At 60.6% G+C, this 13,025-nt stretch carries 14 protein-coding genes; 6 read left to right on the top strand and 8 right to left on the bottom strand.

The window, feature by feature from the left end; translation table 11 throughout:
- Positions 1 to 53: 53 nt before the first annotated feature.
- On the bottom strand, positions 54 to 2,789 hold the full coding sequence (locus tag IEX24_RS13755; protein ID WP_188679183.1) for a helix-turn-helix transcriptional regulator: 2,736 nt from the start codon (positions 2,787 to 2,789) through the stop codon (positions 54 to 56).
- A 221-nt stretch (positions 2,790 to 3,010) separates the two neighbouring features.
- On the opposite strand from IEX24_RS13755, the gene IEX24_RS13750 reads away from it, so the two are divergent.
- From IEX24_RS13750 to IEX24_RS13740, 3 genes are all read left to right on the top strand, one after another.
- Positions 3,011 to 3,313: a tautomerase family protein gene (locus IEX24_RS13750; RefSeq protein WP_188679182.1), complete on the top strand. Its 303-nt coding sequence runs from the start codon at positions 3,011 to 3,013 to the stop codon at positions 3,311 to 3,313.
- Between the two features lie 172 nt (positions 3,314 to 3,485).
- Entirely contained in the window at positions 3,486 to 4,898 is a 1,413-nt protein-coding gene (locus IEX24_RS13745; RefSeq protein ID WP_188679181.1) for a condensation domain-containing protein, read from the top strand.
- On the top strand, positions 4,895 to 5,419 hold the full coding sequence (locus IEX24_RS13740) for a cupin domain-containing protein (protein ID WP_188679180.1): 525 nt from the start codon (positions 4,895 to 4,897) through the stop codon (positions 5,417 to 5,419). Before IEX24_RS13745 ends, IEX24_RS13740 begins: the two co-directional genes overlap by 4 nt.
- A 212-nt stretch (positions 5,420 to 5,631) precedes the next feature.
- Here the strand turns inward: IEX24_RS13740 and IEX24_RS13735 are convergent, their stop codons facing one another.
- A complete protein-coding gene (locus IEX24_RS13735; RefSeq protein ID WP_188679179.1) occupies positions 5,632 to 6,507 on the bottom strand; it encodes a WD40 repeat domain-containing protein in 876 nt (291 codons plus the stop codon).
- Between the two features lie 335 nt (positions 6,508 to 6,842).
- Positions 6,843 to 7,370 (bottom strand): MarR family winged helix-turn-helix transcriptional regulator, encoded by a 528-nt coding sequence (locus IEX24_RS13730; RefSeq protein ID WP_188679178.1) that lies wholly within the window; start codon positions 7,368 to 7,370, stop codon positions 6,843 to 6,845.
- Between the two features lie 82 nt (positions 7,371 to 7,452).
- Between IEX24_RS13730 and IEX24_RS13725 the strand changes: the two genes are divergently transcribed.
- A complete protein-coding gene (locus tag IEX24_RS13725; protein ID WP_188679177.1) occupies positions 7,453 to 8,244 on the top strand; it encodes an SDR family NAD(P)-dependent oxidoreductase in 792 nt (263 codons plus the stop codon).
- Between the two features lie 538 nt (positions 8,245 to 8,782).
- On the opposite strand, the gene IEX24_RS13720 is transcribed toward IEX24_RS13725, so the two are convergent.
- On the bottom strand, positions 8,783 to 9,169 hold the full coding sequence (locus tag IEX24_RS13720; protein ID WP_188679176.1) for a type II toxin-antitoxin system VapC family toxin: 387 nt from the start codon (positions 9,167 to 9,169) through the stop codon (positions 8,783 to 8,785).
- Positions 9,166 to 9,432, bottom strand: a complete 267-nt coding sequence (locus IEX24_RS13715; protein ID WP_188679175.1) for a type II toxin-antitoxin system Phd/YefM family antitoxin — start codon at positions 9,430 to 9,432, stop codon at positions 9,166 to 9,168. Before IEX24_RS13715 ends, IEX24_RS13720 begins: the two co-directional genes overlap by 4 nt.
- A 222-nt stretch (positions 9,433 to 9,654) precedes the next feature.
- Here IEX24_RS13715 and IEX24_RS13710 point away from each other — a divergent pair, with 222 nt between their 5' ends.
- A complete protein-coding gene (locus tag IEX24_RS13710) occupies positions 9,655 to 11,058 on the top strand; it encodes an ABC transporter substrate-binding protein (RefSeq protein ID WP_188679174.1) in 1,404 nt (467 codons plus the stop codon).
- Here the strand turns inward: IEX24_RS13710 and IEX24_RS13705 are convergent.
- Positions 10,961 to 11,683, bottom strand: a complete 723-nt coding sequence (locus tag IEX24_RS13705) for an HAD family hydrolase (protein ID WP_188679173.1) — start codon at positions 11,681 to 11,683, stop codon at positions 10,961 to 10,963. The genes IEX24_RS13710 and IEX24_RS13705 overlap by 98 nt on opposite strands.
- 112 nt (positions 11,684 to 11,795) lie before the next feature.
- Between IEX24_RS13705 and IEX24_RS13700 the strand changes: the two genes are divergently transcribed.
- Complete coding sequence (locus IEX24_RS13700) at positions 11,796 to 12,278, top strand: pyridoxamine 5'-phosphate oxidase family protein (RefSeq protein WP_188679172.1); 483 nt, start codon at positions 11,796 to 11,798, stop codon at positions 12,276 to 12,278.
- 9 nt (positions 12,279 to 12,287) lie between these two features.
- On the opposite strand, the gene IEX24_RS13695 is transcribed toward IEX24_RS13700, so the two are convergent.
- The gene (locus IEX24_RS13695) at positions 12,288 to 12,704 is read right to left on the bottom strand and encodes a type II toxin-antitoxin system VapC family toxin (RefSeq protein ID WP_188679171.1); all 417 of its coding nucleotides are present in this window, start codon (positions 12,702 to 12,704) and stop codon (positions 12,288 to 12,290) included.
- A complete protein-coding gene (locus IEX24_RS13690; protein WP_188679170.1) occupies positions 12,701 to 12,949 on the bottom strand; it encodes a FitA-like ribbon-helix-helix domain-containing protein in 249 nt (82 codons plus the stop codon). The genes IEX24_RS13695 and IEX24_RS13690 overlap by 4 nt, the downstream gene beginning before the upstream one ends.
- Positions 12,950 to 13,025: the final 76 nt, after the last annotated feature.

The raw sequence follows: 13,025 nt of genomic DNA, 5'->3' as shown, positions 1-13,025 counted from the left end.
TGACTGGGCGGGCGACAGTCAAACTACTGAGATCGCCGTGAGTCGCTGGTCACTCACGGCTCAGTGAGCGCGACGTGCAGCGCAGAGCGAGAGGTGACACCAAGCTTCGGAAAGATCTTGTAGAGGTGCGAAGACACGGTTCTCGGCGAGAGGTAAAGGAGGTCGGCGATTTCTTTGTTCGTTCTGCCTTCGGCGGCGAGCATCGCAATCCGTCGCTCCTGTGCTGTCAAGGAGCTGAGGGCGTCGGATGTGGATGCGGGTGAGCCCGCGGTGACTGCCGACAGCGCATTCTCAGCGCGCTGACGCCAGGGTTCTGCGCCGAGGCGGGAGAAAATGGTTCGGGCAGACATAAGTTGCGCACGACCCGCTTCGTGTTGCCCGTGCGACTGCAGCCATTCACCGAACGACATCCGAACGCGGCCTTCGTCAAAGGGCCATTGGCCAACGCCCGGTCGAGTCAGCGCGGCTTCGTAGAGCGGCCTGCCGAGATCGCCCGCCAAAAGGGCCTCACACGCCGCCAAGTGAAACGCGAGTCGAGGTGAGATGAGATCTATTCGTGCCGCTTTACCAGCCGCGAGGTGCTGCCGCGCGATCGTCTCATTGCCAGATTTCCACGCCGCCGCGACAGTATCCATAAACACCATGAGTGCCATCGGCTGATACGGCTCGAACGATCCGGGGGCGCTGATGCGGGCCAGCGATTCATATGCGCCTGCATAGTTCTGTTGCGCCAGTTCGACGTGCGCCTCGCCGAAGTAGGTCCAGGCCTCGGTGTGGCCGATACGACGAGGCAAGGCCCAGTCTTGGGCAGCGCGGATGTACTCCTGCGCCTTCTGATAATCACCCTGCATCGCGTGCAGTACCCCGAGTATCGCCCGGTATGACACGAGGTTGGCAAAGAACCCTAATTGAGAAGAAGCCGTCAGCCCGCGCTCGGCCCACTGCCTCGCCTCTACCCATTGGCCGGAGCCGAGCCCGTCGATGGCAGAGAGCACCAGCGCTGTCATGTAGCTCGCGAGTGAACCACCCACCTCTTGCTCCTCCACCACGCGGCGGAGTTCAGACCTCCACGACGGCAAATCGTCGATGTACACGGCGCAGGCGGCCATCCACATGAGGCGCCACGGCTCATCGTTCGACAATTCGCGTCTGAGCGAGGCAATTCGTTCGGCTACGCCGTGAGCATCTCGTGCTGGATCTCCCAGCGCGTCGCGGGTGATCAGAACTCGTTGAGGTGCTGGCGGGCTCATCGCCGCCAAGACGGTATTCAGATCGCTCCAGTAATCCTTGCGCCGGCTTCGAAGGCAGACGAGAAGGGTGAGGTCGAAAATCTCACTCATCCACTCGGCGGTGCTGTTTGTGGCGCCGTCTAACGTCGCAATGAGCAGCCGGTAGGAAGAGGAGAGATCTCCCTCTCGGGCGATCTCGTAATATGCGGTGGCGGCCACCGCGTAGGCGCGAGCCTCGCTGACTTCACTTGGCCCAGACCAAAGATCGGCAAAACCGTCGGCTTTCAGCTGCTGCAGCAGCTTGCGAGCGAGCTCCATCTGGCCGCCGACGCAGGCGATGTAGGCACCGTAAGCGGTTCGTCGCCATCGGTCGTGAGTGTCGCGGCTCGAACGCGCTGACTGCTGAAGTGCTTGAAGCGCTACGAGAAGCCCCCCGTTCGCCAGTGATCTGCGGGCGGAGCTTTCGAGTGCGTCAGCCACGTCGTCGTCTGGGGCGTCGCTGGCGCCGACCATCTGCCACGCCCAGAGTTCTGAACCGAAAGGCAAGGTGGCGGCGATGGCCTGGTGTGCAGCGCGACTCTCCGTTTCGCCAGAGGCGTGGATCACTGCAGATCGCACGAGAGGGTGTCTGAATTCGATCTGCGGGCCGCTGATGGTGATCAGATCCAGATTGTGGGCGCTCACCAGGTCGGGAAACCACCAGGTGCCCCCAGCGGCGGTTTTGACCGCTTCGACCGTGCCCGTGCGGTCGAATGCGCAGAGCAGCAGAAGCTGTCTCGAATTCGACCCGAGTGAGTCGAGTCGGCTGATGTACGCCTCCTCCAATCTCTGGGGAATCGGCAACTCATCATGATCGAGAAGACCTTTGACACGTTGATCTCTCGTCAGGCCCTTCGGCAGTTCGATCAGTGCAAGTGGATTTCCGCCGGCCTCGATGAGGAGTCGATTTCGCAAAGCGACATCGAGAGGCTCCGAACTCAGTGTGAGTAATTCGGCTGCTTCAGCGGTGCTCAGTGGCTCGACAGCGAGCTGGGGGAGCCCCGCTTGATCCCAGGGGGAGGCGTAACCAGACCGGATTGCAGCAATGAGACTGACGTTTCGGTCTGTCAAACGGCGAGCAACGAAAGCGAGCACGTGGGCGCTCGCCTCGTCGATCCACTGCAAATCGTCGATGATCACGAGCACCGGTGCGCGAAGTGCCGCGCGTTCGATCGCATCGATCACCGTATTTGCGACGTCGAACCGTCCTGCCGTGGGTGCTGCTTCGACCACTTGCATGAAGGATGGTTCAACGGTGGTCGAATCTTGCGTGATCGCACGGAACAGGGGCCTGACGAGTTGGTGCAGGCTCGAAAACGGCATCTCGGCTTCTGCTTGAACTCCCGTCGCCCGAAAGATCAAGGCAGACTCCGGGCGAGCCATTTCGATGGCCGCGAGAATCAGGGCAGTTTTTCCGACTCCCGCTTCGCCGCGAATGAGAAGTGCCCGATCCATCACCGAGAGGCCGCTGATGAGATCGGCGACGGTTGCCAGCTCACGCTCTCGGCCTACTAATCGCATCAGCGCCTGCCTCACTTGCCAACTTCGTTGAATTCTACGCGAACGTCTAGCCAACGTCGCTTGACAACGCGGAGCAGAAGCTTGCTCTAACGCCCTATTCCGATCGTGAAGAAACTGATGCCGCAAAGGTATCGCTCGAGTCATCGACCGCAGTGGGTGTTTACGGTTTCATCAACCGGTGAACACGCCGGCACAAGCTCACGAGCACCTAGGAGAAAAAAATGCCTTTCGTTAACGTCAAACTCGTCGACGGCGTCTTCACCGAGTCGGAGAAGCACGCAATGGCAGCCGCGCTGACCGATGTGATGGTCAAGTTCGAAGGCTCAGAAGCCTTTCGGGAGGTGGTGTGGGTTCTGATCGAGGAATTGCACACCGATGGCTGGCACATCGGGGGAGAACCGTTCCGCGGCCCGCTCAGCCTGATGGATACTCTCGGTCGTTCCAAGAGCGTCTACGAATCGATCGACGGGCACCCGGTGACCCGCCCAGAGCTCGCCGCCGCGGCCCCTTTCATCGAGAAGTAAGAAGCGAGGGGTGCGGAGTCGACCACTCCGCCCCTTCTTTTTTAGGAGTTAGAGCATGGCTAAGACAACACGAGAAAACGAACTCGGGCAGCTTCGTCCACATCACCGTTGGGGCTGTCCGGTGAACGGACGATCAGCAGATGTTTCTGTTCGGCCGACGCAGGGTGGATTCATGACCATACTTCAATCCGTTTCAACCACCGTCGACAAGAATGACGTGATTCGCCCATTGGGCAGTTTCGAGAACCTCTTCGACCTCTATACCCAGCGCTTGCCTGTTCAGTTCAGCGTCATTGCCGAGCTCGACAGCGTCGTCAACCCCGACGACGTGCGGGCCGCACTGCTGAAGCTCCAGGCTGCTCAGCCTTTGCTCGCTGTCGGCGTCTCTCGCTCGGGTACTACCGCAAGCTTCTACCGCAGTGCGAACCCGATCGACCTCGTCGTCGCTCCCTCCGGCACCCCGTGGGAGAAGGTCGCAATTGCAGACCAGGCACGGGCTCTGGATGTCACGACCGCACCTCTGGCTCGGTGCACTGTCGTCGCGCACGCACACTCCAGCACGATCGTCATGACGTTCGCCCACCAAATCGCCGACGGTATGTCTGCGGCAGCAACGCTGCGCGATCTCGTGCGAGCCCTGAACGGGGTCGAGCTGGTTGCCCGCCCTATGCCCGCGGCCCAGGAGACACTACTGGCTGAGGCCTTCGAGGCCCGCCCGATCACACCGAGTGAGGCACCCGCCCAGACAAATGAATCGCCTGTACAGGCCCGCTTGCTCGAAAACGACGAGAGCCCCGTGCTGAGCCGGCTCGGTTCTGTTCGCGATTTCGATTCGACCCCACCTGACATCAGCAGCCTGGTCTGGCCGGCAGAGCTCACGAGTCGCGTTCTTGCCTGCACCCGCGCGCAGTCGACAACGCTGCACGCACTTCTGACTGCGGCCGCTGTGCGCGTGATGTTCGCCGAGACGAACCGGGGATCCCTTGCCCTCATGAACCCGATGGACATTCGCCGACCATCCGGAGCCGATGACTCGCTCGCTCTGTACTTTCTCTCCACTCGCATGGGGTTCACGGCCGAAAAGAGTCATGACGTCTGGGCTCTCGCCCGCGAGATTCGGCAGCACATCGCGTCGGCGCACACACTCGAGCAGCTCGCCGGAATGTCTAGCGGCATGAGCGCGGCGTCAAGCTCGGTCAGTCGAGTCGACGACGCGATCGGCGCCATGGTGTCATTTGCGAACTACGACGTGATGGTTTCGAACCTCGGCGACCTCGGCACCTACGAGGGTCACGCGTCGCTCGGGTCAGAGGTCGGCGCACCACTCGACACGCTCGGCCGACGGCCCGAGGTCGGCATTACCGACCTGTTCGGCCCGACCATGGCGACGCAGATAGCGGGGGAGCAGATACTCGCGCTGTCGTCGTTCAACGGGCGCCTGCGCACCACCATGACGACGCGCGACCCCATGCCTCACTTTTTGCAGAAGCTGCGCGCAGAGGTCGAGGCCGCAATCAATGCCGTGACACAGACACCGACCAAAGCACTGCGCCCACACGAGAAAACCGATGAGGAAATATCATGAATTTCACCGAAACAGCATCGCCCCGCACGAAACTCTCCACCACTAGAGGAGTGGAAGGCATCTGGTTCATGGGTTCTCTCGCCACGGTGCCCTTGAACAGTTCGGCTACAGGCAACACCCTTGCCGTAATCGAGCACAGAGGCGATCGAGGGTACAACGCCCCGATGCATCGTCACACGTTCGACGACGAGACCTTCATCGTGCTCGACGGCTCCATTCATGCCGTCGTCGACGGAGAGATCTATAAGGCTGCGGCCGGGTCGACTCTGTATCTCCCGAAAGGCACCTCGCACGGTTTCGTCGTCGAGAGTGCGAAAGCGCACTTCTTGACCGTTCACACACCAGGCGGCTTCGACACCTTCACGGCCGAGGTCGGCACCACCGTCACCATCGATGACCCCACTCAGCCGCAAACGCCGCCGCCGGGCATCCCCCCGACGACTCGAGAAGAACTCACCACCATCGCCGCCAAGTATGGCATCGAGATCGTGGGTCCGCCTCCAGCCCTGCCTGCCGAGTGACCATGCCAAACTCTGCTTGAGTCCTCCCACCACTGATCGCCCGGGTTCGCGGGCGCAGTGGTGGGGGAGCGGGCGTGTTCATCTCGTTGCCGATGCCGCCAACCTCTGCTCGGGGCATCGAATGTGCTCAGGCGAACTCGTGACCGGCCAATGGTCGTGTGATCAAAAGACCTCCACCTCGGGGGATCACTCGCGGGGTCTCCGCTGGGGGTTTATTTAGCTTGTTGATCTGCCAGTAGTACAACGCCGTCTGCGTAAGCGACGAGGGTGGCTGATTCGGTGGGATGTGCCGCGAACGCGGTGATCATCGCCGGACGTGCTTGTGTGGAATCCAATATTTCGCCGGTGTCAGGCCGCCGATATTGGACGCTTCCGTCTACTCCGGCGTTCAGGAGGGTCTTGCCGTCGGCGCTGAACGAAGCGCTTGGCGGGAGAGTTGAGTATTCGGCCTGATATTCGCCGACTTCGATTATCTGCGTCACAGGTTCGAGTGTCTGGGAATCGCGGATATCGAGCCAATACCAGTCGTTGCCTCCAGCCAGCACAATGAAGTCGCCACGGAGGCTCCATTCGATGTGAGCAAGGTCGGGCAGCACGTCTTTCGGACCGACTTGTATTTGGAAGCTCCGATCTCGCCAGGTGCCGATCGCGACGTCGGACTGGAGATCGCCCCACATGGATACGGCGATTGAGTCTGACGATTTCGAAGCAGCCAGTGGGCCCGAGAACGAGTTCCGTTCACCGACCAGTGAACCGTCGCTCCACCTATATCTGCGCCCGTGTTCTTCGCCGCCCGATTCCGATTCAGCGATGGGGTTGAAGCTGATATCCAAGTAGACGCCGTCGGCCGAGCACGTCATCGACGTTGCTTGGAAGCCAGGGCTGCTCTCGAAAAACGTCTCGGTTGTCGACGGGTCGACGATGGTGATGTGGCCGTGTTCGGCGGCGTAGGCAAAGCGGTTGCCGGGCGTTTGTGCGGTTGCGCACGTGATGGCTTGGGGGTCGGAGTGTGGCCCGTTCCTTCGGTTGTCTAGTACGTCTATCGAGGCGGTGAAGTAGGAGCCCAGTTGGAAGTCGATCGCCATCACGGTCGACCGGTCAGCGCCTCCGAAGAGAAGAATGTCAATGCTTGGCGGTCTGATGGATTCCTCCGATTGCGACGACGGCGATTTCCGATCATTAGTGATAATAGGTCAGTTAACCAGAAGATGAGCGAGTTCGCCGATTTACCACGTGGTCGGTGAAGGTTGCGCCGGCGTTGCGACGGACGATTGCCACCGTTGAGCGCGCAAGCTGAATCATGATTTTCCGTTGCCTGCTTTGGGCGCTCGATAAGGGGAGAGTCAGGTGTTCGCCTCAGACCCTTTTTCGAAGGTGCTGGGGCGGACACCACCCCCAGCGCGCCTGATTGTTTCGAGCGAGGTCAGTCTGCTGCAGGCTGACCGGCCGCATCGGCCGCCCCGCCGGGCAGGGACTGCCATCCTTCTTCGTCTCGGATAGCTCGCAGGATTCGCCGGCTGATCTCGCGGAGTTGCTTGCTCTGCGCCGGCGTCAACGTGTCGAGCACGAGCCGATTCACCGTCTGGATGTGGCCGGGGGAGGCCTGTTCGAATTTCTCCAGGCCAGCTGCGGTGAGAGTCGCCAGCGTAGAGCGTCCGTCGTCGGGATCGGGCCGCCGAAGCATCCACCCGCGTGTGTGCAGTCTCAGTGCGGCTCGAGACAGCCTGGAGAGAGAGCTGTTCGCGTAGCTGGCGAGCACGCTCATTCGCAATGTGTGCTTGGGAGCATAGGCCAATGCATACAGAACTCCGTACTCAAAGTGCGTGATATCGGAATCGTGGAGAAGTTGGGCGTCGAGAGCCGAAGGCAGCCATTCCAGCACGGTTGCGAGCGTGGCCCAGGTCTCGAGGGCGTCGCCGCTGAGCGCGATGGAATTGGCGTTCTCTGACATTCTTCCAGAATACCGAAATTTACTTGACTGGGCAAGTCATCATGATAGCTTTTAACTTTACCAAGCAAATAAAAGGAGAGGCATGAATCTGGGATTGATGGGTAAACGAGCCTTTGTAAGCGGTTCGACACAAGGAATCGGGTACGCCATCGCGACGGGCTTGCTCGGCGAAGGTGTGGAGGTCATCATCAACGGTAGGCACGAGGCCACCGTCGCGGCGGCTCTGCAAAAGCTGAGGATGGAGCATCCCACCGCGACAGTTTCGGGGGTCGCGGCAGACTTCGAACGCCCCGACGAGGTGGCACGCCTCGTCGAGTTTTTAGGCGAACTCGACATACTAGTGAACAACGTAGGGCTGTTCGGCGTCTCGCCTTTCGACGACATTTCGGACGATGACTGGCATCGTTATTTCGATGTCAACGTCATGAGTGGCGTGCGCCTCTCGAGGCACGCGTTGAGCGGAATGCTGGCCAGAAACTGGGGCCGGATCATCTTCATCGGCAGCGAGTCTGGCGTGAATGTTCCGGCCGATATGGTGCACTACGGCATGACGAAGTCGGCGATGCTGGCTGTGAGCAACGGCTTGGCGAAGCTCACCCGCGGCACCGAGGTGACTGTTAATACTGTTCTCGGTGGGCCGACCTATTCGGATGGGGTTGCTCGGGTCGTCGATCAGATCGCGCAAGCTCAGGGTGTGCCGTCGGCCGAGCTGAGGGCCGCGCTCGTCTCGGCGAATCGAACCTCTCTCGTGCAACGGTTCATCGAACCCGGCGAGATCGCGAATCTCGTGCTCTACCTGGCCAGCCCGCTCTCCTCCGCGACGAACGGCGCAGCGGTGCGTGCCGACGGCGGCGTTTTGACGGCCATCACCTGAGGTTCGCCGACAGCCTTCTGCCGGTTCGACTGACGGGAGGCGCGTTCTCCGCGCGGCTCATAGCCGGTGGATGTAGCAGACGCGCCGGGTGCCGTGGATGCGGGCGGCTGTTTGGTCGCACTTTCGATAGATCCGGCCTTCGGGCCGCGTCGTTGCGAAACGCACGGAGCTGCGATTGCAGCTTGCGAACCTCCTACCCAGTCTGTGCGTCACGAAGGAGGCAAGATGTGAACTCGCTGCCGCGGGAACCTGTCGGAGTCTGTCACGGGCGGGCCCCCGGTTCCGGTGCGGATCTCTCAAGATGTCGCAACGAATACCAACGCTGTGGGCGCCTACGCAACATCAGAAGCCCTGATGCGAGGACGGTTACTTGAAACTGTCGAGCAGAAACTTCGTTTATTTGAGAACGGGCTTCGTCGCAGCGTGGGTTCTGCTATCGAACAACAACTACTTGACATAATGTGCATTATCAGCGCAATTGAATACTCAGATTCTGCTCGAGTAGACGAGGTTGCGTATTCCAGCGCGTTCGACGTGCTCAGTGCGGCGCGACAACCCGCATGCCAGCCGACTCAGCTGCCCGAGCCAGTTCAGCGTCGTAGGTGACGATCTCGTCGGCTCCAATGCGAAGCGCCGTGGTGAGGTGTATGGCATCGTTCGATCGCAGCGGCGCATGGGTTCCGGCCGCGAGTAGGTCACCACGCATCACGTCGATGAGAGTGACCGCGTCGAGCACGATGGCGATCGCGGTCGACTGGATGATCGAAGGATTGCGCCCGGCGGCGCAATGTAACTCGGTGTGCAGTAACCATGACGCAGCCAGTCTTCGTGACGAGTCAGTCAGCGCCACAACCAGCGCTGCGGATTCCTTCTCTTCCACGAGTAATTTCATGGCGGCTGAGGTGTCTAGATACGCAACAGTCACCAGCGCCCCCGAAGGTCACTCAGAATCGCTTCCGTGGAAACTGGCGATGTGACGCGACGGATCTTGGCAAGAGTATTCGTGCTCGAACGAGCGGCTCGAGCTTCTCCGCGTGCGACGAGGCCATCAAGCGAATCGCCACCGATCGGAATGATGAGGGCCGCCAGCCGCCCATTATTGCTCACCTGCACTGACTCCCCTGCTTCGACCCTCCGCAGGATGTCGCCACTTTGATTTCGCATTTCACGATGCGTTACCGTCTCCATGCCCTAACTGTAGCACTCTGTAGCACAGCGAATTCGGAGGAACAAAACGTAGTAAGTTTCACTTTTCGTAGCAAAGCCCAGATGCCGCAACGTGGTGTCAGCCTGTGACCGCTCAGCAAGAGCCGAGCATCCACACCACAGCAACACGGCGGCACCTCGGGCACGTATCTGACGACACCCGTTTACGCGTCTCTGTTCACGCTCGACTCCGATCACAACATCGTGCCCGACCTGGCCACCGGCTTCGACTACAACGACGCCGGTGACGCCGTGACCATTCACCTGAAGGCCGGCCTCACTTTTCAAGACGGCACCCCGGTGAACGCCGAGGCAGTGAAGTTCAATATCGATCGCATCTTCTCGCAGAAGAACTCGGCGCTGAAAGCTGTCTATGCCGATGTGAACGACGCGGTTGTAGTGGATGATGCGACCGTACGTCTCGATCTGAAACAGACCGACTACCAAATCCCCTACCTACTCGCCGAGAAGACCGGCCAGCTTGCCAGCCCGACTGCCGTGCAGAAAGACCCGACGGCATTGAACGCCGGCGCACCGGTGGGGGCCGGCCCGTTCATCGTCGAAGAGCTGATTCCGGGTGACCATGTCACGCTGAAGAAGTGGGATGGCTACTGGAATGCCGCGAACATCCACCTCGATACCATTCGAATCAACTTCGGAGTCAGCCCCACCACGCTGGTGTCGGCGCTGCAGTCTGGGGTCGATAATTTCGCAACGCTCACGCCTGACCTCATCGACTCGGCGACTCAGGCGGGCCTGAACGTGCTCGACACGAAGTCGTGGGGCTCGACCTTCTTGAGTGTGAACACGAACCAGGCGCCGTTCGACAACCCGGCGGTGGTGAAGGCGATTCGTTTGGCGACCAACCCCGACCAGTATGTCTCACAGCTGGCGCTCGGTAAGGGCCAGTCGAACTACCAGCCGTTTCCTCAAGGCCACCCCGACTTCGTGCAGGCGCTGACCACCGAGAACACCTACAACGTCGACGAAGCCAAGAAGACGTTGGCCGACGCGGGCATCACGCCCGGCCAGATCTCGTTCGATGTGCAGTACCTCACCGGCAATTTCGATAAGGCCGGCGAAGTTCTGAAAGCACAGCTCGCGGCGGTCGGCATCACGGTCAACCTGAACGGTCTCGACACCGCTACCTGGGCGAAGGGCTACTACGGCAAGACGTTCGGCGCTTCGCTGTTCGGCTGGGTCGGCCGTGACTCCCCCGTTTCGGCGATCTCTGACCAGTACGACAGCCTCGGCGTTCTCAACCTGAGCTCGCCGAATGTGTCGCCCGAGCTGACCGCCGCGCTTTCGAAAGCCCGGTCGACGCCACTGGATGCGCCCGACTACGAGACGAACCTGCAAGCTGCAGCGAAGATCGGCTACGAGACGGCCAGCAACATCTCGCTGTACACCTACTCCACTCCCTGGCGCTGGGGGCCGGCGTGTCGAACCTGCCGGCTGTCGACGGGTTCATCGACTGGACGGGAGTGTACGTCAGCAACTAGCTCGCGCGTCAGTTCTGTTCGGTTGACGGGCGCTGTTCGGTTGACGGGCGCCGCTCGGCTGCCCTCGCCAGCAGCGGTGGCAACTCGTCAACAGAGGTCGCGGTGAGCTCGGGTGTCGGCCCGGTCGGGTCAAGTACGTGCCCCGGCCGGGCCAGCCGCACGCACGCGATCCCGGCGCCGAGCGCACCCTTCACGTCTCGCGCAGACGAGGCGACGTGGATGAACGGCCCCAGTAGCTCGCCAGCCCGTCGATAGAGCGCCGCCGTCGGCTTGTACGCCCGCGCCCGCTGTGAGGTGACAACGTGCTCGGGATCGAAAACGCCGAGGCGCATCGCCGCCGTTTCGGCGAGTAGCGCATTGTCGATGTTCGACAGCAGCCCGAGACCGTACGACGGCCCGAGCTCGGTGAGTGATTCGGCCGTGACATCGGCCCACAGCGGCCATTCGGCCATGCTCTCGAGCAGCGATCGCGAGATCTCCGGTGCGTTCTTGAGAGGAAGCCCGAGCTCTGACAGAGCGCTCTGAAGCGCGAGAACGCTGATGTCGGCGAAGGGAATCCACGGGTCGACCGTACGATGACGCTCCTTGTTGAGAGCATCCCATCGGTCGTAGACCTGTTCTCCAGAGACGGGCCAGCCGTTGGCCTCGACGACGGTGTGCAAGAATTTCGACCCGCCGACGCGCGAATTCGTCAGAGCGCTGAATACGTCGAACGTGACGATCTGGCTCATACCGAGAGTGTAACCGGCGCGGCGATGTCGACCGGGATGCGTGTGCCGAGCATCCTGCTGCATTAGTCTGATCTGCGTCAATGATGCCATTTTTCGAAAATTAGGTGCAGATATGAACCAGTCTGAGCGACGTCAATACGTCTTCGATCACCGAACATGCATTCTCGGCTACAGCCGCAAGAACGACGGGCCCTCGATGTCTGTCGTCTACTACGTTCGAGACGGCGACGACCTACTGATTTCGACGATGGCGGGCCGCAGCAAAGCCCTCGCCATTGCGCGCAACCCGAAAATCAGTCTCTGCGTTCTCGACGAGAAATGGCCGCTCGGCTACCTGCAGGTCTACGCCAACGCCGTCATCGAGACCGATTTCGACCAGACCGTCGACGTGATGCGGCGCATCACCGACCTGATGGCGGGCGAGCGGATGCCCGATTCCAAACTCCCGGCCATCGAGGCCATGTGCCGCGAAGAGAATCGCGTGGTCATTCGTGCCACGCCCTACTCGACCTTCCAAACTCCCCCCCGTCACGTCTACACAGCAGACGACATCGACACTCTCTCCCACACCACCAGCTCCAGCGTTCCCTGGTAGCTCATATGGCTATAGCCAGGGGTTGAGAAGCGAAACACCGGTGTTTTCGAAGTCACGAGTGTTGCGAGTGGCGAACTGTTCGGCGCCTACTGAGATGGCCGTGGCCGCAATTTGAGCGTCGAGCACCGGCATCGCTCTGCCGAAAAGCATTCTGCGTGCCGATAGCTCCGCGAAAGCGACTGCGGCGCCGGCGTCGAAGGGCAGAATGTTCTCTCCGAAAGAGTCGAGAATGTCGGCGATGGCAGCTGTCAGCGCGTCTTTCCGGCGCCCGGAAGGAAGCCGAGCGATGCCGAACAACAACTCGGCTGACGTGATCGCGGTGATGTAGACGTCAGAGGCGTTCTGGTCGTTGACCCAAGCGAGCACACCCGAGTGAGGTTCGTCTTTGATGAGCTCTGACACCACGTTGGTGTCGATAATGATCATTGCTCAAATATATCTCGCGCGAGTTCAGGGTTGCGCTCGAACGCCAAATCGGTGGTGTCGATGTTCTTGAAGCGTGCATGTATTTCGTCGCCGAGCCTGCGTTTCGTCTGACTTGAGGCTCGACGTGTTGTTTCCGTGAGGATGGCGCGAATTTCGGCCTCCATCGATCGGCCGTGGTCGGCCGCAATAGCCTTCAAGGTTTCGATAGTGGCTGGCTCCAAGCTGCGTATGGTGACTGTCGCCATGATGACCTCCGCCACCATGCTAGCAAAGTGCATGCAGATAGCAATGAATGATTATTCAATCGAATATAGAATTAGT

The sequence above is a fragment of the Subtercola lobariae genome, from assembly GCF_014640255.1.
GTDB classification, from domain to species: Bacteria; Actinomycetota; Actinomycetes; order Actinomycetales; family Microbacteriaceae; genus Subtercola; species Subtercola lobariae.
Note: the sequence above shows the minus strand (reverse complement) of the source record. Positions and strands in the feature narration are given on the sequence as shown.